The 22163-nt window shown below is 46.8% G+C and carries 21 protein-coding genes and 1 pseudogene; 13 read left to right on the plus strand and 9 right to left on the minus strand.

Annotated features, from left to right (window positions below):
- Positions 1-239: 239 nt before the first annotated feature.
- The 3 genes and pseudogenes from C4F37_RS13230 to C4F37_RS13245 form a co-directional block, all read left to right on the plus strand.
- Positions 240-617: pseudogene (locus tag C4F37_RS13230) on the plus strand (hypothetical protein); the annotation flags it as partial.
- Between the two features lie 189 nt (positions 618-806).
- Positions 807-1373, plus strand: coding sequence for an outer membrane lipoprotein Slp (slp, locus tag C4F37_RS13235; RefSeq protein ID WP_001057453.1), 567 nt, complete (start codon positions 807-809; stop codon positions 1371-1373).
- Positions 1374-1525: 152 nt separating this feature from the next.
- On the plus strand, positions 1526-2056 hold the full coding sequence (locus C4F37_RS13245) for a helix-turn-helix transcriptional regulator (protein ID WP_106106710.1): 531 nt from the start codon (positions 1526-1528) through the stop codon (positions 2054-2056).
- A gap of 56 nt (positions 2057-2112) precedes the next feature.
- Here the strand turns inward: C4F37_RS13245 and chuS are convergent, their stop codons facing one another.
- The gene (chuS, locus tag C4F37_RS13250) at positions 2113-3141 is read right to left on the minus strand and encodes a hematinate-forming heme oxygenase ChuS (RefSeq protein WP_001017192.1); all 1029 of its coding nucleotides are present in this window, start codon (positions 3139-3141) and stop codon (positions 2113-2115) included.
- A 48-nt stretch (positions 3142-3189) separates the two neighbouring features.
- Positions 3190-5172: a TonB-dependent heme/hemoglobin receptor ChuA/ShuA gene (gene chuA / locus C4F37_RS13255; protein ID WP_000089583.1), complete on the minus strand. Its 1983-nt coding sequence runs from the start codon at positions 5170-5172 to the stop codon at positions 3190-3192.
- A gap of 683 nt (positions 5173-5855) precedes the next feature.
- Between chuA and chuT the strand changes: the two genes are divergently transcribed.
- Genes chuT through C4F37_RS13295 form a run of 6 tightly spaced genes read left to right on the plus strand, consistent with a single transcriptional unit; the run spans position 5856 to position 11065 of the window.
- Positions 5856-6770 carry a heme ABC transporter substrate-binding protein ChuT gene (chuT, locus tag C4F37_RS13270; protein WP_001312167.1) on the plus strand — a complete coding sequence of 305 codons (915 nt, stop codon included), beginning with the start codon at positions 5856-5858 and terminating at the stop codon, positions 6768-6770.
- 19 nt (positions 6771-6789) lie between these two features.
- A complete protein-coding gene (gene hutW, locus C4F37_RS13275) occupies positions 6790-8127 on the plus strand; it encodes a heme anaerobic degradation radical SAM methyltransferase ChuW/HutW (RefSeq protein ID WP_001774067.1) in 1338 nt (445 codons plus the stop codon).
- A gap of 12 nt (positions 8128-8139) precedes the next feature.
- The gene (gene hutX, locus C4F37_RS13280) at positions 8140-8634 is read left to right on the plus strand and encodes a heme utilization cystosolic carrier protein HutX (RefSeq protein WP_000020034.1); all 495 of its coding nucleotides are present in this window, start codon (positions 8140-8142) and stop codon (positions 8632-8634) included.
- Entirely contained in the window at positions 8634-9257 is a 624-nt protein-coding gene (gene chuY / locus C4F37_RS13285; protein ID WP_000189351.1) for an anaerobilin reductase, read from the plus strand. The genes hutX and chuY overlap by 1 nt, the downstream gene beginning before the upstream one ends.
- A gap of 48 nt (positions 9258-9305) precedes the next feature.
- Positions 9306-10298 carry a heme ABC transporter permease ShuU/ChuU gene (gene shuU / locus C4F37_RS13290; RefSeq protein ID WP_000910402.1) on the plus strand — a complete coding sequence of 331 codons (993 nt, stop codon included), beginning with the start codon at positions 9306-9308 and terminating at the stop codon, positions 10296-10298.
- A complete protein-coding gene (locus C4F37_RS13295) occupies positions 10295-11065 on the plus strand; it encodes a heme ABC transporter ATP-binding protein (RefSeq protein ID WP_000622316.1) in 771 nt (256 codons plus the stop codon). Before shuU ends, C4F37_RS13295 begins: the two co-directional genes overlap by 4 nt.
- Positions 11066-11116: 51 nt before the next feature.
- On the opposite strand, the gene C4F37_RS13300 is transcribed toward C4F37_RS13295, so the two are convergent.
- The 3 genes from C4F37_RS13300 to hdeA all read right to left on the minus strand — a co-directional run bounded on the left by C4F37_RS13300 (position 11117) and on the right by hdeA (position 12602).
- Complete coding sequence (locus C4F37_RS13300) at positions 11117-11764, minus strand: MgtC/SapB family protein (protein WP_000123131.1); 648 nt, start codon at positions 11762-11764, stop codon at positions 11117-11119.
- Between the two features lie 63 nt (positions 11765-11827).
- Positions 11828-12154, minus strand: coding sequence for an acid-activated periplasmic chaperone HdeB (gene hdeB, locus C4F37_RS13305; protein ID WP_001298717.1), 327 nt, complete (start codon positions 12152-12154; stop codon positions 11828-11830).
- Between the two features lie 115 nt (positions 12155-12269).
- Entirely contained in the window at positions 12270-12602 is a 333-nt protein-coding gene (hdeA, locus tag C4F37_RS13310) for an acid-activated periplasmic chaperone HdeA (RefSeq protein WP_000756548.1), read from the minus strand.
- A gap of 254 nt (positions 12603-12856) precedes the next feature.
- Between hdeA and hdeD the strand changes: the two genes are divergently transcribed.
- A complete protein-coding gene (hdeD, locus tag C4F37_RS13315) occupies positions 12857-13429 on the plus strand; it encodes an acid-resistance protein HdeD (protein WP_000965671.1) in 573 nt (190 codons plus the stop codon).
- Between the two features lie 798 nt (positions 13430-14227).
- Entirely contained in the window at positions 14228-14755 is a 528-nt protein-coding gene (gadE, locus tag C4F37_RS13320) for an acid resistance transcriptional activator GadE (protein WP_000576690.1), read from the plus strand.
- On the opposite strand, the gene C4F37_RS13325 is transcribed toward gadE, so the two are convergent.
- Positions 14705-15034, minus strand: a complete 330-nt coding sequence (locus C4F37_RS13325) for a hypothetical protein (protein WP_001332153.1) — start codon at positions 15032-15034, stop codon at positions 14705-14707. The genes gadE and C4F37_RS13325 overlap by 51 nt on opposite strands.
- A 107-nt stretch (positions 15035-15141) precedes the next feature.
- Between C4F37_RS13325 and mdtE the strand changes: the two genes are divergently transcribed.
- Positions 15142-16251, plus strand: coding sequence for a multidrug transporter subunit MdtE (gene mdtE / locus C4F37_RS13330; protein WP_023151106.1), 1110 nt, complete (start codon positions 15142-15144; stop codon positions 16249-16251).
- A 24-nt stretch (positions 16252-16275) separates the two neighbouring features.
- Positions 16276-19389, plus strand: coding sequence for a multidrug efflux pump RND permease MdtF (gene mdtF, locus C4F37_RS13335; protein ID WP_000024853.1), 3114 nt, complete (start codon positions 16276-16278; stop codon positions 19387-19389).
- Positions 19390-19751: 362 nt separating this feature from the next.
- On the opposite strand, the gene gadW is transcribed toward mdtF, so the two are convergent.
- From gadW to C4F37_RS27840, 3 genes are all read right to left on the minus strand, one after another.
- Positions 19752-20480, minus strand: coding sequence for an acid resistance transcriptional activator GadW (gene gadW, locus C4F37_RS13345; RefSeq protein ID WP_000951553.1), 729 nt, complete (start codon positions 20478-20480; stop codon positions 19752-19754).
- Positions 20481-20848: 368 nt separating this feature from the next.
- Positions 20849-21673 (minus strand): acid resistance transcriptional activator GadX, encoded by an 825-nt coding sequence (gadX, locus tag C4F37_RS13350; RefSeq protein WP_001182743.1) that lies wholly within the window; start codon positions 21671-21673, stop codon positions 20849-20851.
- Between the two features lie 367 nt (positions 21674-22040).
- A partial coding sequence (locus C4F37_RS27840; RefSeq protein ID WP_001684489.1) for a hypothetical protein occupies positions 22041-22163 on the minus strand: 123 nt, incomplete at its 5' end.

Below are 22163 nucleotides of genomic sequence, written 5' to 3' on the forward strand. Positions count from 1 at the left end.
ACATCATACCTTTTTAAAACGAGCATTTTCGATAGTTGTTAACGTTTTCTTTTGCGATATGATTATTGCCTTTTTTTGCACTCAAATATTACCAGATGGAAATAAAAGAGAAGTCAAAGGTAATTATATCAGGAAGATATGACGCATTATATTTACTGTATGTAGAAGAAAATCCATTCCTGTTCTAATTATCCAATTTAAAAATCTTAGCATAAAACAAATGATGAATAAGGAATGTTATGTCAATTGACTTTACCCCAGGTGTAATAAATACATATAACGGTGATATTTATAACTGCACAACAAATACCGATAATGTTAAAACGCCAGACACACCGAAGTGGCCTTGTGATAACCGGGAAGAACAACACCCCATTAATTCCCCATTCTCTGGAGAATGGATACACCTCTGAACAATTTGATTTAGCGCAACAACGCCAACAAATTAATGCGTGCCATACGAACACCACATATACAAATGCAGACTACTCAAAGTTGAGGCTCAACTTGTAAGTCTTATTAATAACATTGAAACGATAAGCTCGACACCACTTCCGCAAAAGACACAATCAATACTTAATCAGATAAATAACATTAGACACGAAAAGATTAAAAACCTCTGAATATAGATTATGGAACAATGGATACTCATGCCACGCCCAAAAATTAACTGAGCTCAACTAAACAGAAGAGATATAAACATCAGACAGGTTTACGTTACTATCAGGCATATCGCCTCAGAATCAGATGAAAACTATAAAGAAATATCTATTATGGTTTTAATATTTGTTGATAAGGATAGTAACATGAACATGACAAAAGGTGCACTCATCCTCAGCCTTTCATTTTTGCTTGCCGCATGTAGTTCAATTCCGCAAAATATCAAAGGCAATAACCAACCTGATATTCAAAAAAGTTTTGTTGCTGTTCATAACCAGCCGGGGTTATATGTTGGTCAACAAGCGCGCTTTGGCGGGAAGGTTATCAACGTTATCAATGGCAAAACGGATACGTTGTTAGAAATCGCTGTATTACCGTTGGATAGCTATGCGAAGCCTGATATTGAAGCCAACTATCAGGGCCGACTGCTCGCCAGACAAAGCGGCTTCCTTGATCCAGTGAACTATCGTAATCACTTTGTTACCATCCTCGGTACCATTCAGGGTGAACAACCTGGCTTTATCAATAAAGTCCCGTATAACTTCCTGGAAGTGAATATGCAGGGCATCCAGGTGTGGCATTTGAGAGAAGTGGTTAATACCACCTATAACCTGTGGGATTACGGCTATGGTGCATTCTGGCCGGAACCGGGCTGGGGGGCTCCTTACTACACCAATGCGGTGAGTCAGGTAACACCTGAGCTGGTCAAATAACACCACCGAAAGATGCAGATGCTTTCTCAGCATCTGCATCATGCATTACATCAAATTAATACACAGTAAGCTAACTATTATTATAAGCCCTGTCCTGTTAATTACCTTTGGCAAACTGATTATAAAGTTAATGTCCGTACCAGGAGTCGGTTATGTTTCTTATAATTACCAGGGATACGATGTTTTTCACCGCGATGAAAAACATTCTGAGTAAAGGTAATGTCGTTCATATACAGAACGAAGAAGAGATCGACGTAATGTTGCATCAGAATGCCTTCGTCATTATTGATACATTAATGAATAATGTATTTCATTCTAATTTTCTCACTCAAATTGAACGATTAAAACCTGTCCATGTAATTATTTTCTCCCCCTTTAATATTAAACGCTGCCTGGGGAAAGTACCGGTGACCTTTGTTCCGCGAACTATCGCCATCATCGACTTTGTCGCACTCATCAATGGCAGTTACTGCTCTGTGCCTGAAGCGGATGTGTCCCTCTCGCGCAAGCAGTATCAGGTTCTGAGCTGTATTGCGAATCAAATGACAACGGAAGATATTCTGGAGAAACTGAAAATATCGCTAAAAACGTTCTACTGCCATAAACACAATATCATGATGATCCTCAATCTTAAGCGGATCAATGAGCTGGTACGCCATCAGCATATTAATTATCTGGTGTGAACGATTGAACAATATAAAGAGGCCCAGCAACAGCCAGACCTCCCGTTAATTATACGTTATGCAGTAACGCCTTCCGGTATCAACGAAGCAATTTGCTTACGCCATTGCGCTTGCTCCTGTTCACCTTCTGTACGTTGACCATAAAGTTGCGCTATCTGCGTACCATCATGGGCAAACAATTCCAGGCTGGTTACGTGGCCATCGCTGGTCGGTTTACGGGTAACCCAGGCTTCAGCAATGCTCTCTTCTAATAGATGAAGGGTAAACGTCGGGTTGAAAATATTCAGCCAACCTTTCATTGGCACCACTTTTTCTACCACACCGGTGAAAATCTGTACGCAGCCACGGTTGCCAACAAACACCATGATTTCATTGCCATCCTGCTGTGCAGATTCAAGAATTTGCGCCAACGCACTGTTGGATACTTTGCAGGCCAAATCGTCTGCCACCAGATTGAACGCCTGTTGGCGCGTCAGGTTGTGGCGCTTGAGCAACGTAAAAAACTGATGAACGTCGGTCATCGCCCGCCACTCTTGCTCGACCACACTGGCATCGGCTCGCGTTTGAACAACTGGCGCATCAACGGCTTTTAACTCAAGCGGCGTATTCTCATCGGTGATAAACCGTGCCAGAAGCTCACTCCATGCCGCCATATCGGTATTGTCGGTGGCATAAACTTTTAGTAATGCATCGCCCTGATGATCAAAGAACTGAATACTCTGGCGTTCGCCACGAGCCGTGTTTTCTTTGATGTGGAAAACACTGGCCCATTGATTGAGAAACAGACGTAAATCCAGCGCGCGCGGATTGAGGATCAATCCGGCATGTCCGTTCAAATGCTGGTTTGTGAACGCACCAACTTGCTCATGGACTGCATATTCATTACGGCAAATACATTTGGTTTCGCCAACACTTTCGAGCGCCGCCAGAATTTCACGAATATCGCCGCGCATCCGCCACGCGTCGTGCGTGACGCGCGCAAATGCCAGTTCTGCTTCGCTGATATTCATTAAACCTGCGATGTCACGCGCGTACTTTCCAGGATTTTGTTCTTTTAACTCAAGCCAGCGTGTGTAGTGGTTCATTGTCTCTCTTCCTTCCAGATAAATGCCCCGAAATATCGGGGCAGATGATTACCATTGATAACTCACGAAAATTTTTCCGTTACGACCATCCTGTGGGATGCCTTGCGGCGACCAGTACTCTTTATCGAAGGCGTTGCCCAATACCAGAGTAGTGGTCATGCCTTTGAGCGCCTGTTGTCCTTGATAACTGACGTAGAAATCATTCACACCATAGCCAGGTTGTTTGCTGTAGCTGCTGCTGATATGTGTTGAGCGATCGGCAAACGTACCGACCCAACCAACAGAGAAGCCACTGTGAGCGATCGGAATATTCAGGGTACTGGTAACGGTATCCGGGTTAATGCTGGAGATATATTCCCCGGTATCGGTGTCTTTGCCGCGGGTACGGTTATAGGCCACATCAAGGCTAAACAGATCAGTGGTATATTTCGTCATCACATCCCAGCCCCAGATTTTGGCGTTCGGGACGTTATACGACATAGTTGTCGCCGCCGCGAAATCGACGGTCGTGGAGATATAATCTTTCGCTTTGGTATCAAAGTAGCTGGCTTTAAATTCCAGAGCATCATTGGACAACATCAGGTCATCAAAACGCAGCCCAAAACCGTACTCCTGAGTTTCGTTAGTTTCCGGACGTAAGTTCGGGTTTGGCACCCAATAGTTGGTATAGAAGCGACCAATCGAGAAGTGTTTAGAATCGTTATACATTTCGCCCATCGTCGGGGCGCGGAATGCCTGAGCATATGAGCCAAATAACATCAGCCAGTTGGTCGGGTTGATAGTCATCCCCGCACGAGATGACCATTTGTCGGCATCAACATCTTTGTAGCCGTCGCTGCTACCGCGATAACTGTCATAGCGGGTTCCGCCAAGCAGGGTAATCGGCAGATCGCGTAAGGTGATCTCATCTTGTAGCCAGCCAGAGCTAAAATCGATTTTTGCTTGCGGGAAGCCCGTCGTCGCGCCACCCGGATGTTGTTCCTGACGATAATACTCACCGCCATATGTCAGTAAGTGAGAAGCGAAACTGTCGGCAAATAGAGTGGAACGGTTCTCCAGCCTTGCTCCTTTTGTTATCTGTTCACGATACTCGCCGGAACTCCCCGTGTTTTGCGCATTAATACGGACTTCCGACCAGTAAATTTTTGCATCTGCATTTAACCAGTCGTTACCCTGCGGGGCGAGTTTATAAGAAAGCTGCGCATCGCGTTGAATTGTTGAACGATCGACCATCGGGTTGCTGCTATCAGAAGCTTCAACGGTCTGCGGATTTTTTGGTTCACGCGCGTCGTTGTTGTAGTAACGCACTAAACCGCTCAGAGACTGGGCTGAATCAATTTGCCAGGTCCCTTTCGCCAGCATGTTATTAATGGATTCGTCATTCGGCGCGGTTTCACCATTGCTCTGGCGTAAATCACCCCGATCGCGACTGGACCAGGCCACAATACCATCCAGATTTTCAGTTCGCCCAAACGCGCTCGCGCCTAATCCCAGGCTATGGTCCCCCGTGCCGCCAGTACCAAAGACACGAAAACCACTGCTTTGTCCTTCCTGCAATAAATCTTTTGCATCGACCGTATCGTAGGAGATCACTCCACCCAGCGCGCCACTGCCATACAGTAATGCTGAAGGTCCGCGAACAATCTCAACACGCTTGATCAGCGCCGGATCGAGAAAAGTGCCATTCAGGTGTCCGGTATCCGTTCCCTGGCGAACACCATCGACAAGAACCAGCACGCCGCGATGATCATAGCCACGCATATTTACATCCTGACCGTTGGTTCGTCCGGTACCATCAAGAGTAATTCCAGGAACATGACGCAGCAAATCAGTGGCTGAAGTAGCAGTTTGATTTTCAGGAGCGGAAGTGTCGATAACGCTGACCATCATAGGCGCTTCGAAGGAACTACGTGCATTCCCCGTTGCCGTAACGGTCATGGTTTCAGTAGCAAAAGCAAACGTTGGCAAGGTGGCAGAAACAGCCAAAGCCAACAAACTCAAACGCAACGAGGTAAATTGCGGACGTGACATAGCGATTCTCCATGAGGAAAATAAAAAATGCTGGCTGCCTGGGTTAATACCGGGGTGGCTGGCGAAAAATAAATTTATTTACAATTCAAATGATTAGATATCACCACGGGAAGCTATTAGCGTATATATCCCGTAAAATTGCCGAATATTTCTGATAATTCAGCAAAAGCACGCCCTCTTTGTCAGGCAAAGTAGTACGCCACGTCTGAAGTGAAGAGTGCTGTGCGTTTTCCCTTACAAAAGATATGATTTTGTTATCCATGATGTCATATTTTGTTAAACTCAAACGTGATAATGAGAATTATTATCGATCAATTTTTTATGATCAAGCTTTTTTTAACCGCCATTAACACAATAAACAGGGGGTTATGAAATCTATCCAGCATCCAGAAAACCATCCTGTGTTTATGGCTATCCCCCCACAACCTCATCACAAAACGTTGTCGTTAACAGTGATAATTTTCTCTTCTCTTTGCTCTGCAAGCCGCGATATCTCCGGGTTCTCAGCTTTTTCCCGCGCTGAAATTTAATCGGTAACAAGAACATTAGCTGACGAAGCATCTTGATAAAAATCAAAAATAAATACGCTTGTAACGCCGTGCGTATTGAATCGACGGTTGTATTTCATATATAACTCAAATGATAATCATGATTATTCTCAATTTGATAAGAGTTCTCACATTATGCCAAGGATCATCACCAGGCCGTTTCTTTTTTCCCCACTAACGTTATGTATTTCAGCCGTGGTCTCTGCCGCGAAGACCATGGTAAAACGAAAAAAATTGTTTACGGCATTACTGGCTCTTAGCTGGACTTTTAGCGTAACGGCTGCCGAACGTATCGTGGTCGCAGGAGGATCGCTGACGGAGCTAATCTACGCGATGGGCGCTGGCAAACGCGTGGTTGGTGTCGATGAAACGACATCCTATCCACCAGAAACCGCCAAACTGCCGCATATTGGTTACTGGAAACAACTCAGCAGCGAAGGCATTTTGTCACTTCGCCCGGATAGCGTAATTACCTGGCAGGATGCAGGACCGCAAATTGTGCTCGACCAACTGCGGGCGCAAAAAGTCAACGTCGTCACTCTGCCGCGTGTACCAGCCACCCTTGAGCAGATGTACGCCAACATTCGCCAACTGGCAAAAACGTTACAGGTTCCTGAACAAGGCGAGGCGCTGGTGACACAGATCAACCAACGCCTGGAGCGAGTACAGCAAAACGTGGCGGCCAAAAAAGCCCCGGTTAAAGCCATGTTTATTCTCTCCGCAGGCGGAAGTGCGCCACAGGTTGCCGGTAAAGGCAGCGTCGCGGACGCCATTCTTTCGCTTGCCGGAGCAGAAAACGTCGCTACCCACCAGCAGTACAAAAGCTACAGCGCGGAATCGCTGATTGCGGCTAACCCTGAAGTGATTGTCGTCACCTCACAAATGGTCGATGGCGATATTAATCGGCTACGTTCTATTGCCGGAATTACCCACACTGCCGCATGGAAAAACCAGCGCATTATCACCGTTGATCAAAACCTGATTCTGGGAATGGGTCCGCGTATTGCTGATGTCGTTGAGTCTTTACACCAGCAGCTTTGGCCGCAATAAATGGATTTAAATCAGACGAATGAACACAAATAACACCCTGGATCTCACGCCACATTTTGCTTTAGACGGTGATCAGCCCTTTAAAGACAGGCGCGCCATGATGCCGTTTCGTGGGGCCATTCCGGTTGCCAAAGAGCAACTGGCACAGACCTGGCAAGAGATGATCAATCAAACGGTATCACCACGTAAGCGACTGGTTTACCTACACATTCCTTTTTGTGCGACACACTGCACGTTTTGTGGTTTTTATCAGAACCGTTTTAATGAAGATGCGTGTGCTCATTATACCGACGCCCTGATTCGTGAAATAGAACGGGAAGCAGACAGCGTATTGCATCAGTCGGCCCCCATCCACGCGGTCTATTTCGGTGGCGGTACGCCTTCCGCGCTTTCGGCACACGATTTGGCCAGAATCATCACCACATTACGAGAAAAGCTGCCACTGGCCCCTGATTGTGAAATCACTATCGAAGGCCGGGTACTGAATTTTGACGCTGAGCGAATCGATGCTTGCCTTGATGCTGGAGCAAACCGCTTCTCAATTGGTATTCAGTCGTTTAACAGCAAAATCCGCAAGAAAATGGCCCGCACCTCGGATGGCCCAACCGCTATTGCGTTTATGGAAAGCCTGGTCAAACGCGACCATGCCGCGGTGGTCTGTGACCTGCTGTTTGGTCTGCCGGGTCAGGATGCGCAAACCTGGGGAGAAGATCTGGCTATTGCCCGCGATATCGGTCTCGACGGCGTCGATCTCTATGCGCTCAATGTCCTGCCCAATACACCGCTGGGCAAAGCCGTGGAAAATGGGCGTACTACCGTGCCCTCTCCGGCAGAACGTCGCGATCTTTACCTGCAAGGGTGTGATTTTATGGACGATGCCGGTTGGCGCTGCATCAGTAACAGCCACTGGGGCCGTACCACACGCGAACGCAATCTCTATAACCTGCTGATTAAACAAGGTGCCGATTGTCTGGCCTTTGGTTCCGGAGCCGGCGGTTCGATTAATGGGTACTCCTGGATGAACGAACGCAATCTTCAGACCTGGCATGAATCCGTCGCAGCAGGCAAAAAACCGCTGATGATGATCATGCGTAACGCCGAACGTAACGCGCAGTGGCGTCATACCTTGCAGTCGGGCATTGAAACGGCGCGTGTACCGCTGGACGAACTTACGCCACATGCCGAAAAACTCGCGCCGTTACTGGCCCAGTGGCACCAAAAAGGCTTAAGCCGCGATGCGTCAACGTGTCTGCGGTTGACCAATGAAGGTCGTTTCTGGGCAAGCAACATTTTGCAGTCTCTTAATGAACTGATTCAGGTACTTAATGCGCCAGCAATTGCGCTTGAAAAACCATAACAGGAGTGATTTATGAGCCATGTCTCGTTACAGGAATTTTTGAAAACGGAGCCAGACGGTACGCTGGAGGCGATCGCCGAACAATACAACACCACGCTGCTGGAGGTAGTGAAAAATCTGCCCTCTCCGACTGTTGTGTCAGGTGATAAATTCGATACTGTCTGGGATACCGTCTGCGAATGGGGCAACGTCACCACGTTAGTACATACTACCGATGTAATACTCGAATTTAGCGGCGAACTGCCTTCGGGTTTCCATCGCCACGGCTATTTCAACCTACGCGGAAAGCACGGCATGTCCGGGCATATCAAAGCAGAAAACTGCACGCATATTGCCTTGATCGAACGTAAATTTATGGGCATGGACACCGCCTCTATTCTCTTTTTCAATAAGGAAGGCAGCGCAATGCTGAAAATCTTCCTCGGTAGGGATGATCATCGTCAGCTCCTGAGCGAACAAGTCAGCGCCTTCCATGCTCTGGCAGCATCGTTAAAGGAACACGCCTGATGACACCGTGGCTACTCTTTGGCGCAGGCGGAAAAGGTGTGGGTGCCAGAACGCTTGAACTGGCGCTGGCGGAACAACGTCCGGTCGTTGCTGTCATTCGTCATGCCGATGCCGCCACGAAACTGGCGCAACAAGGCGTACAGGTTTTTACAGGCGACGCCTGTGATGCCAGCGTAGTCGCGGCTGCTTGCCGCGCAGCTGGCCCGGATGCGCTTATCATCTCAACAATGGGCGGAGCTCAGGATTATCTGGCGCACAGAACAGTGATTGATGAGGCCGAGAAGGCTGGCATCAGTCGCATGATTCTGGTGACCTCTTTGGGATGCGGCGATAGCTGGCCGTTTTTATCAGAGCGGGCAAAGGCTGCGTTTGGTCAGGCGGTACGGGAAAAAACGCTGGCGGAAAGCTGGTTGCAAACCAGCCAGCTTGATTATGCCATTCTCCGCCCCGGCGGTCTGCTTGATGGTGCGGCAACGGGCAAAGCACAACGGATACAAAATCAGGAGTGTCATGGTTTTGTTAACCGTGCTGATGTCGCCGCACATATCCATGAACTGGCAAATGCGCCAGCACTTAACCAGCAGGTCTACAGTCTGATTGAACCGGACCTGAAACCGGCGTGATCCCCCGGCGCGGCGTGTCCGCGCCGTAATGTCGTAACGGAGTTTTGCGTGCTCAAGGATTCACTCTCTTCCGCCAGGGTCTTTATGGGGCTATCACTATTATTGCTAGCTCTGGTGCTGTTTGGTGCCAGTCAGGGAGCGTTAAAGATCAGTTTTGATGCCCTTTTTGATGAGGAATACCGCGATATCTGGCTCAATATTCGTCTACCAAGGGTTTTGCTGGCGGTGCTGGTAGGTGCAGCGTTGGCAACCGCAGGGGTAATTATGCAAGGGCTTTTTCGCAACCCAATGGCTGACCCTGGATTACTTGGCGTCAGTAGCGGTTCTGCATTAATGGTTGGCGTTGCTATTGTGCTGCCCTTCTCCTTCCCAGTGGTGCTGGTGCTTTATGAGCAAATGGTGTTTGCCATTGCCGGAAGTTTAGTGGTCTGCACCATCATTTTTCTCATCACGCAGCGCCATCGCGATGGCAGCATGATGCAATTATTACTCGCCGGTATCGCCATCAATGCCCTGTGCGGCGCAGCGATCGGCATCCTGAGCTATATCGGCGATGAGCAGCAGCTACGACAACTCACATTGTGGATGATGGGCAATCTTGGACAGGCGCAATGGCCGACGTTATTGGTTGCCAGTTCATTCATCCTACCGGCCATTATCGCAACAACTTGTCTCGCCGGAACGCTGAATTTACTGCAGCTCGGTGATGAAGAAGCCCACTACCTCGGCGTGAACGTGAAGCGTAAACGCCAGCAATTACTGTTAGTGAGCTCACTGCTCGTTGGTGCTGCCGTATCGGTAAGCGGCATTATCGGCTTTATTGGCCTGGTGATCCCGCATCTGATTCGCATGACTACCGGGGCAAATCACCGCTGGCTAATCCCTTGTTCCGCCCTCGCCGGAGCCTGTTTATTGCTGATGGCAGACACGCTTGCCCGCACGCTGGTACAGCCAGCAGAAATGCCCGTGGGATTATTAACCAGCCTGCTTGGTGGCCCTTATTTTATGTGGTTGATTCTGCGCAACCGGAGGATCACATGATCAGCGCCCAGAATCTGGTTTATAGCCTTCAGGGGCGGCGTCTGACTGATAATGTCTCGCTGACTTTTCCCGGTGGGGAAATTGTTGCCATCCTCGGGCCTAATGGTGCGGGAAAATCTACGCTGCTTCGCCAGCTAACCGGCTATCTTCAACCTGATAGCGGCGAATGTCGGTTGTTTAATAAGCCATTAAATGAATGGTCGATTACTGAACTGGCGAAACACCGGGCCGTGATGCGTCAAAATAGCCACATGGCGTTTCCATTCAGCGTACAAGAAGTTATCCAGATGGGGCGGCATCCGCATCGTACTGGTAATCAGGATAATGAAACAGCACAAATAATGGCGTTATGTGACTGTCAGGCGTTAGCAAACCGCGACTATCGGCAATTATCCGGTGGTGAACAACAGCGCGTGCAATTAGCGCGCCTGCTAGTGCAACTCTGGGAACCTACTCCCTCACCGAAATGGTTATTTCTTGATGAACCAACTTCGGCGCTGGATATTCACCATCAGCAGCACTTGTTTCGTTTATTACGCCAGTTAGTTCACGAACGGCAGTTCAATGTTTGCTGCGTATTGCACGATCTAAATCTTGCCGCGCGTTATGCAGACCGTGTTGTATTAATGCAAAAAGGAAAGGTTATCGCAAATGGTAAGCCGCAGGACGTATTGACACAGCAGGCGCTGACAATGCTCTACGGCGCGGATATTACCGTACTTAAAGATCCTGCCAACCATTCACCACTGATCGTCCTCGATCATTAAAACCAACAGGAGTACCGCACTGGTACTCCTGCGAATAAATAACTATACAGATTAGCTAATTGAAACGCCTTTCACCCCTGCCATACCTTTTAATAATCGCAACAGATCTTCTATCGACGTCGTGGCATGAAGCTGGATATCAATGGCGACCACTTCATGATCTTCATTTTCCTGCAACGAAACTAAATCCGTTTTTATTTTTTGCTGCTTAAACCAGTCGAGCATTGATACCGTATTACCGTTCACTAATGTCAGCTGTAAATGGTAATTTTTGTTCATCAGGCGGAAGGTTAATTGATGGAAGACTTCCAGCACCAGCAAGGTCATCACTGAACCATAAATACCCAGTTCGTACATACCGCTGCCAATAACCATACCAATGGCGGCGGTCACCCAGATATCCGCTGCCGTCGTCAGACCTACAATATTTTGGTTACGAACGAGAATGTTACCTGCACCGATAAACCCGACGCCCGTCACAACCTGAGCAGCAATACGGCTGGGATCCAGTCCGACGTGACCTAAAGACAGCACGTCAGCAAAACCATATTTCGAAACAATCATAAACAGGGCGCTTCCCATGCCAATTAATACATGTGTGCGTAACCCTGCTCCTTTGCCGCGCATTTGCCTTTCCATGCCAATAGCGCCACAGGCAATTACCGCAAGTATAAGTCGTATAATAAATTCTGCTGTCATATAAAAATGCAAAAAGGAGCAGCAAGATGGCTCAACTTGCTACTCCTTTTTACTTGTACCTTATTAATTCGGCAAGTCATTAGATGCTTGATTTTTGAAGGTATACAAATTTTTCTGCGGGTTTTTCTTGCAGTATTCGATCACTTTAGGAATTTGAGTGAGATCGGTTTCATTTAAAGTAACGGTATCGCCACCTTTATATACTGTTTCTTCATGCAGCATCCACCACGCAACTGGTGTCATTGCTTTTGGATTCAGATCAATAAATTCCTGGCAGGTCATATCTTTAGCGGATTCATTGGCTGCCAGCGCAGATTGTGCGTTCACCAGTGACAAAGCCGCTACAGCGCCCATAAAAATAAACGCTTTACGGAGAGATGAAATGTTCATTTTGTAACCCATTCAATATAGAGATTATATACAAACAGGAGGAATAGCTGCTTTTAAAGAAGATATTCCGGCCTGTTCAATATGCAAGGAAATACGATGTAACGCATTCCCGGAATTACATATCTTTCTTAATTTTGTCCCATTCGCCTTTAACTTTATCTTTAAAGCTGGCTTTTTTATCCTGAGTACAAGCCTGAACGATAGCTGGGGTTACGGTTGCAATACCCTGAACATCTAAAACCGCATCTTCTGGTTTATCTTTGTTGTTCAGTGCTTCAGCAAAACCAACTGCAGTTGGCTGGAAGGATTCGTCCACAGCCAGGAAATCTTCACAGGTCCAGGAGTTGACCGGTTTTTTGTTATCAGCTGCTTTTTGTGCATCCGCTGCATTGCTCACTACTGGCAGAAGAAGCAGACCACCAAGAATAACGCCTAATACTTTTTTCATCGTAATATCCTCAACTATAAAGTGAAAGAGCCGTCACGAATCAATTTCGACACTGAGGTTATAACCTGGTTTTCTGTATATGTCATGTTGATGGAAAATATCAAAATCAGATATTTTTATTTCAATACAATGAGTTACAGACGCATCAGATACTGTAATTAGGAAATTTTTATTAAATCGACTGCATTCTTACACGCGTTTTTGGCATAGATTGATAGCAGGGGATTTTCTTCTTAATTTTATAGGGTGGTTCTATGTTATATATAGATAAGGCAACAATTTTGAAGTTTGATCTGGAGATGCTTAAAAAACATCGCAGAGCAATCCAGTTTATTGCCGTGCTGCTGTTTATCGTCGGGTTGCTGTGTATCAGTTTTCCGTTCGTCTCTGGCGACATTTTAAGCACAGTAGTGGGTGCATTATTAATCTGCTCGGGCATTGCGCTTATTGTCGGGCTATTCAGCAACCGCAGTCATAATTTCTGGCCGGTATTATCCGGTTTCCTCGTCGCAGTCGCCTATTTATTGATCGGCTATTTCTTCATCCGCGCACCAGAGCTGGGCATTTTTGCCATTGCGGCATTTATTGCCGGTTTGTTCTGTGTGGCAGGGGTTATTCGCCTGATGAGTTGGTATCGTCAGCGTTCAATGAAAGGCAGTTGGCTACAGCTCGTTATTGGTGTGCTGGATATCGTCATTGCCTGGATATTCCTTGGTGCTACGCCGATGGTGTCGGTAACGCTGGTTTCCACACTGGTGGGAATTGAACTGATATTTAGCGCCGCCAGTCTGTTCAGCTTCGCCAGTTTGTTCGTTAAAAAGCAATAATTATCCCTATTTCCACCTGGATCATAGTCACATTAAGTGACTATGATCCAGTTAATACTCTCTTAGCTATACAGTGTTTCAGTTCAATTACGCACTATCATTGAAACAATTGCCTGCTGTTGATTATTTCAACCTACTGAATTTAATCTGATTTTTTTCGTTCCATGGCAAATTAGCCATTTCAAACATTATCATGGCTGATATTTTCCGTGGTCAGGTTTAATGTTTTAAAAGTGCTGTGGGAAAGTGAACAAAGAGTTCCGTAAGCGTTGATGCTATGGGCGGTTAAATAAGTAATCCGGGTTCATTTTTTTGCAACTGGCGTTGATTACATTGCATAAATATCCGTGTCTCCAGACGCTATATAAAAACCTGAAGACATGAATGAGTTATTTAATCAGGTAATTTCAATGCGTTAAAAGAAAGCTGGCAATCCAATTGCCAGCCTAAGTCGAAACAAGGAGACTCGATATTTAAATCGGATTACATTTTAACTTTAGTAATATTCTTCAGAGATCACAAACTGGTTATTGATAACTTATTCTTGGGCAGTAATCCGCAAAAGTTAACCTTTTGTTTACTGGTTACAAACTGATAACAACCAGGAATCTTACTTAGGATCAATATATGGAGTGCGTGATGGATAAATCTGAAGTATTGATTAGTGTTAATAGACGTATTAGTTCACGAAGGGCAAAGTTCTTATAGGCGTTTACTATATTGAACAACGATTCGGACAAGGATGTAAATAATGAAAAGGATGACATGTTCGAAACGATAACGGCTAAGGAGCAAGTTATGATTTTTCTCATGACGAAAGATTCTTTTCTTTTACAGGGCTTTTGGCAGTTGAAAGATAATCACGAAATGATAAAAATCAATTCCCTGTCAGAGATCAAAAAAGTAGGCAATAAACCCTTCAAGGTGATCATTGACACCTATCACAACCATATCCTTGATGAAGAAGCGATTAAATTCCTGGAGAAATTAGATGCCGAGAGAATTATTGTTTTGGCACCTTATCACATCAGTAAACTAAAAGCTAAAGCGCCTATTTATTTTGTCAGCCGTAAAGAAAGTATCAAAAATCTTCTTGAGATTACTTATGGTAAACACTTGCCCCATAAGAATTCACAACTATGTTTTTCACATAATCAGTTCAAAATTATGCAACTGATTCTGAAAAACAAAAATGAAAGCAATATCACGTCAACGCTCAACATTTCGCAACAAACATTAAAGATTCAGAAATTCAACATTATGTACAAGCTGAAATTAAGACGTATGAGCGACATCGTCACCCTGGGTATCACATCTTATTTTTAGTAAGGACATAAGCAACTGAAATTGATGGCTGGCATGACGAGGGATGCAGATGCTGATTTCAATACCCCCGGTGATTATTGAAGGAGAGACGAAAACGACTTTATTCCCCTGGTATGTGTATCCACCAGTAGAACCCTTCGTTGCCCGCATGCTGGCAGAAACTGTTGGCAGAACGGCAACATTTTTTTTGTCGTTGACCTCACCATGTCGATCACTGTGCTTGCATCCCATCTTACTGGCTGACAACCCCACTATGCCGCTGGTCTGTAAATCCCTCATATCTCTCCTCGCGCGCAATTTAAAGAACCGTTATTTCTCAAGAATTTTCAGGGACTAAAATGAACAGAAGAAGAAAACTGTTAATACCGTTGTTATTCTGCGGCGCGATGCTCACCGCCTGCGATGACAAATCGGCGGAAAACGCCGCCGCCATGATGCCTGAGGTCGGTGTCGTCACACTCTCCCCCGGTTCGGTCAATGTGTTGAGCGAATTGCCCGGTAGAACCGTTCCTTATGAAGTTGCCGAGATACGTCCCCAGGTGGGCGGTATTATCATTAAACGCAACTTTATCGAAGGCGATAAAGTGAACCAGGGCGATTCGCTGTATCAGATTGATCCTGCGCCTTTACAGGCAGAGCTGAACTCCGCCAAAGGTTCGCTGGCGAAAGCGCTCTCTACCGCCAGCAATGCCCGCATCACCTTTAACCGCCAGGCATCGTTGCTGAAGACCAACTATGTTAGCCGTCAGGATTACGACACCGCACGCACCCAGTTGAATGAAGCAGAAGCCAATGTCACCGTCGCCAAAGCGGCTGTTGAACAGGCGACGATCAATCTGCAATACGCGAATGTCACCTCGCCGATTACGGGCGTCAGCGGGAAATCGTCGGTGACCGTCGGCGCACTCGTTACCGCTAATCAGGCAGATTCGCTGGTTACCGTACAACGTCTGGACCCGATTTATGTCGATCTCACGCAGTCGGTGCAGGATTTCTTGCGCATGAAAGAAGAGGTCGCCAGTGGGCAAATCAAACAGGTTCAGGGCAGTACGCCAGTACAGCTCAATCTGGAAAATGGTAAACGTTACGGCCAGACCGGCACGCTGAAATTCTCCGACCCGACGGTGGATGAAACCACGGGCTCCGTGACGTTACGGGCGATTTTCCCCAACCCAAATGGTGACTTGCTGCCTGGCATGTATGTCACGGCATTAGTGGATGAAGGTAGCCGCCAGAATGTATTACTGGTGCCGCAGGAAGGCGTCACCCACAACGCCCAGGGTAAAGCAACGGCACTCATTCTGGATAAAGACGATGTCGTGCAGCTACGCGAAATCGAAGCCAGCAAAGCCATCGGCGACCAGTGGGTTGTCACCTCTGGCTTGCAGGCTGGCGATCGGGTGATCGTTTCCGGTTTGCAACGCATTCGTCCGGGTATCAAAGCACGTGCAATTTCCTCCAGCCAGGAAAACGCCAGCACCGAATCGAAACAATAACGTTGCAGGCTTAAGGGGACTTTCATGGCTAACTATTTTATTGATCGCCCGGTTTTTGCCTGGGTACTTGCCATTATTATGATGCTTGCAGGCGGTCTGGCGATCATGAACTTACCGGTTGCGCAGTATCCGCAGATTGCGCCACCGACCATTACCATCAGCGCTACCTATCCGGGTGCCGATGCGCAAACGGTAGAAGACTCGGTCACTCAGGTGATTGAGCAAAATATGAATGGGCTTGATGGCCTGATGTACATGTCTTCAACCAGCGATGCGGCAGGTAATGCCTCCATCACTCTGACCTTCGAGACGGGGACATCACCTGATATCGCACAGGTTCAGGTGCAAAATAAACTGCAACTCGCTATGCCTTCATTACCTGAAGCGGTGCAGCAGCAGGGAATTAGCGTCGATAAGTCGAGCAGTAATATCCTGATGGTAGCGGCATTTATTTCTGATAACGGCAGCCTCAACCAGTACGATATCGCGGACTATGTAGCGTCTAATATCAAAGACCCGCTAAGCCGTACCGCGGGCGTTGGTAGCGTACAGCTCTTTGGTTCCGAGTACGCCATGCGTATCTGGCTGGACCCGCAAAAACTCAATAAATATAACCTGGTACCTTCCGATGTTATTTCCCAGATTAAGGTGCAAAACAACCAGATTTCCGGTGGTCAACTGGGTGGCATGCCACAGGCGGCAGACCAGCAACTGAACGCCTCGATCATTGTGCAGACGCGTCTGCAAACGCCGGAAGAATTTGGCAAAATCCTGTTGAAAGTTCAGCAAGATGGTTCGCAAGTGCTGCTGCGTGATGTCGCCCGCGTCGAACTTGGGGCGGAAGATTATTCCACCGTGGCGCGCTATAACGGCAAACCTGCTGCCGGGATCGCCATCAAACTGGCTACCGGAGCAAACGCCCTGGATACCTCGCGAGCGGTGAAAGAGGAGCTGAACCGTTTATCGGCTTATTTCCCTGCAAGCCTGAAGACGGTTTATCCTTACGACACCACACCGTTTATCAAAATTTCTATTCAGGAAGTTTTCAAAACGCTGGTTGAGGCTATCATCCTCGTCTTCCTGGTCATGTATCTGTTTTTGCAGAATTTCCGCGCCACAATCATCCCGACGATTGCCGTACCGGTGGTTATTCTCGGGACGTTTGCGATCTTGTCGGCGGTCGGTTTCACCATCAACACGTTAACTATGTTCGGGATGGTGCTGGCGATAGGGTTACTGGTGGATGACGCCATCGTGGTGGTGGAGAACGTCGAGCGTGTCATTGCGGAAGATAAGCTACCGCCGAAGGAAGCGACGCATAAATCGATGGGGCAGATCCAACGTGCGCTGGTCGGGATTGCCGTTGTTCTTTCCGCAGTGTTTATGCCGATGGCCTTTATGAGCGGTGCGACCGGGGAGATCTACCGCCAGTTCTCCATCACGCTGATCTCCTCCATGCTGCTTTCAGTATTTGTAGCAATGAGCCTGACCCCTGCCCTGTGCGCCACCATTCTGAAAGCCGCGCCGGAGGGCGGTCACAAACCTAACACCCTGTTCGCACGCTTCAACACGCTGTTTGAAAAATCAACTCAGCACTATACCGACAGCACCCGCTCGCTGTTGCGTTGTACCGGTCGCTACATGGTGGTCTACCTGCTGATTTGCGCCGGGATGGCGGTGCTGTTCCTGCGTACGCCGACCTCTTTCTTACCAGAAGAGGATCAGGGGGTATTTATGACCACCGCGCAGTTACCTTCCGGTGCAACCATGGTTAACACCACGAAAGTGCTACAACAGGTGACGGATTATTATCTGACAAAAGAGAAAAATAATGTTCAGTCGGTGTTTACCGTTGGTGGCTTTGGCTTCAGTGGTCAGGGGCAAAACAACGGTCTGGCGTTTATCAGCCTCAAGCCGTGGTCTGAACGTGTCGGCGAGGAAAACTCGGTTACCGCGATTATTCAGCGGGCAATGATTGCGCTAAGCAGTATCAATAAAGCCGTCGTCTTCCCGTTCAACTTACCCGCGGTGGCTGAACTGGGTACCGCGTCAGGTTTTGATATGGAACTGCTGGACAACGGCAATCTGGGGCACGAAAAGCTGACCCAGGCGCGAAACGAGCTGTTATCACTGGCAGCGCAATCACCGAATCAGGTCATCGGGGTACGCCCGAACGGCCTGGAAGATACGCCGATGTTCAAAGTGAACGTCAACGCTGCGAAAGCCGAGGCTATGGGTGTGGCGCTGTCTGATATCAACCAGACAATTTCCACCGCCTTCGGCAGCAGCTACGTGAACGACTTCCTCAACCAGGGGCGGGTGAAAAAAGTGTATGTCCAGGCAGGCACGCCGTTCCGTATGTTGCCGGATAACATCAACCAATGGTATGTACGCAACGCCTCTGGCACGATGGCACCGCTTTCTGCCTATTCGTCTACCGAATGGACCTATGGTTCACCGCGACTGGAACGCTACAACGGCATCCCGTCAATGGAGATTTTAGGTGAAGCGGCTGCCGGGAAAAGTACCGGTGACGCCATGAAATTTATGGCAGACCTGGTCGCAAAACTTCCGGCAGGCGTCGGCTACTCATGGACTGGGCTGTCGTATCAGGAAGCGTTATCCTCAAACCAGGCTCCCGCGCTATATGCCATTTCACTGGTCGTGGTGTTCCTCGCCCTCGCCGCACTTTATGAAAGCTGGTCAATTCCGTTCTCGGTGATGTTGGTTGTTCCGTTAGGCGTCGTTGGCGCATTACTGGCCACCGATCTGCGCGGCTTAAGTAATGACGTTTACTTCCAGGTTGGTTTGCTGACCACCATCGGGCTTTCCGCCAAGAACGCCATCCTGATTGTCGAATTTGCCGTTGAGATGATGCAGAAAGAAGGGAAAACGCCGGTAGAGGCAATCATCGAAGCAGCGCGTATGCGTTTACGCCCAATCCTGATGACTTCTCTGGCCTTTATTCTCGGCGTGCTGCCGCTGGTTATCAGTCATGGTGCCGGCTCTGGCGCGCAAAACGCGGTAGGTACCGGCGTAATGGGCGGGATGTTTGCCGCAACAGTGCTGGCAATTTACTTCGTTCCGGTCTTTTTCGTTGTAGTGGAACATCTCTTTGCCCGCTTTAAAAAAGCGTAACGTGTAAATGAGAGTAAGGTTGAACGTGAGGGTTCAGCCTTACTCTTTCCTGCTAACCATTCACCACTCAACAACCAGCTAACCGTCAGGAATACCAGGCTTAGTACACAGCACTGAAAGTAGAAACCACTCCAGCCATTCGTCATCAATTTGAACAGCACAATACTGACCCACATTCCCGTAATCGTATGAATTGTTAGCTTAATAATCCCAAACATGCCGAGTCTTTTCCTCCTGAAAATACCTATACCGCCTGGCAAACTGCGAAAGAGAACTAGCCGGTAGCCCGGCAGAAATCATCAGGAAAGAGTTTCACATGAAGCAGACGTGAGATCCTGACCAATATTCAAATGCGAAATATGTCAGGAAAAGGTACCCGGCGAATGTTGCGAAAACTGATGTGGCGTTACACCATAATATTGTCTAAATGTATTTATAAAGTATGACGTACTGCTATAGCCACATTTTTCCGCAATAGTATGCAGAGGTATTTGACGTAACTCGAGTAATCGTCTGGCCATCGACATCCTGGAGGCGAGTAATATTTTACTGAAACAGGTATTTTCATCCTGCAACTTTTTTTTGATGAGACTCTCGCTGGTATACATTCTTTCTGCGATATCGCGTAGATACCAACGTTTAGCGATATCAAAGCTAATAAGGCGTTCAACTTTTCCTGAAACAGTACTGATACTATTGAAAAGTAAGGGGATCAGTTCTTTCTTATGAGAAAACATTGATAAACAGGAAAGGTAGAGCATTTTGCTCAGTATCGGCGAATTGACCCGGGGGTCATTGAAACTATCAAAAATCGCCGTCACCAGCTGTATGGGGGGTGACTGGTTAATTAACAAACGGTCTTTGCTATGCAATCCTAAATTGCGTGGCAACTGACGAATATTTTGTAAGTAATGGCAAACTGTCAGCTCTTCGATATCCAGCCGTCGCGTATCCAGTGAACAAAACGCAAAATCGTCTGCCAAATTTTTATCCAGCAGCAGGATACTCTCGTTATGCAACGATATTTTTTGCTGTTCATGATGAATATCGAATGAACGACGAACGAGGATCACCGAGCAGACATGAGCCATGACTATCCCTTATATTTCATTACTGCGATTATTTCAATGTCAGTATACTAATGAAATGACGCCAGACTGTTTCTGTGTGCAAAAACTGCCATATTTGGTAGGACCAAATTTTATCCACAAAGTAGTTTTGCATAACAGTTAATTGATAATAAGTAAATGCAACACGATTATATTTTCACACAGCGTATAGCTTATGTTTATAAAAAAATGGCTGATCTTATTTCCAGTAAAAGTTATATTTAACTTACTGAGAGCACAAAGTTTCCCGTGCCAACAGGGAGTGTTATAACGGTTTATTAGTCTGGAGACGGCAGACTATCCTCTTCCCGGTCCCCTATGCCGGGTTTTTTTTATGTCTGAGTAAAACTCTATAATCTTATTCCTTCCGCAGAACGGTCAGTGCCGTAAAAAATCCCTTGCGCAGCCATACTTGCCGCCGAGCCACAGTTCGGTAATTCCTGCGCCGATCGCTCCTGATACTCTGTGGGCGTCATCCCATAATAATTTCGAAAAACGTAAATGAAATACGACACGCTGTGATATCCACAGGATACTGCAACTCGCTTAATTGAAACCCCATATATAACAATAAGTTGTAAAGCACGCTGCATCCTACACTCAGTAAGCAACTGTGAATATGACGTACCTTCTTCGCGCAATTTTTTCTTTAACAGGCTTGGACTCATCAACAATTCGCTAGCAATTCGGGCTAATGTCCACTCATGGGCGATATTATTATTGATGACCGTACAAACTCGTGTTCGCATATTCGGTTGCAACACGTTCAGAAGTAACGGTATAAACTGCGTATCCTCAAGAAAAACAGATAACAACGCAAAGATTAATGCCCTTTTACGTAGCATTTCTGCATAGCGAAGATTCTTATTCTGCGATAGTTGCGCAACTTCCTGAAAAACAGGAATATCTCTGGTACAGTGATGAACGAGTAATGAAGGAACTTTTTTATGTACATGAAGTTTTAATGCCTCCTCCTTGAGCATCGGGAGAAATAATGAAAGCGTGTCTCTTGAAACTAATACGAAATTCTCAACACACTTATCCACTTGAATTTGGCTTGCATCCGCAAAAACCAGATCACCGCCATTAAAATAGCGATATTCACCATTAACCATGGTGAGAATATATTTATGTCTTGCGTACGCAATTAGACAATTACCATGTAGTGGTTGCATAGTTGACTTAATATTACATAAACATATTACTGTTTATTAATGTAGCACGCCGCCCTCTTAAGTCAAATTGATTGATAAATAAATTTAAACGAAGCGGGAAAACAGGATGATAATGAGCGATGATACTCGGGCTGGATGACTGGATTTATTATATAAAAAGGGGACTTAAGAACGCAGAGGAATTAATAGTAAGCAAATAATTCATCATCGTAATATTAAGCAGTATCGCTATGCTCCATAACATTCATATAACATATATCTTATCAACACGATGAATAGACAGGTAATATATTATTGCAATTAATAAGTAGCCGAATACCCACCTGTTTTTAAAGGTTGGGCATTCGGTTTTTACAACGTGATGTTATCAGGTGTGTTTAAAGCTGTTCTGCTGGGCAATACCCTGCAGTTTCGGGTGGTCGCTGAGATATTTCAGGGAGGCTTTGTAGTCTTCCAGCAACAGTTCAGCAAAGTCCATTTCGAAGCCGCG

It is taken from the genome of Escherichia sp. R1 (assembly GCF_003000935.1).
GTDB lineage: Bacteria > Pseudomonadota > Gammaproteobacteria > Enterobacterales > Enterobacteriaceae > Escherichia > Escherichia coli.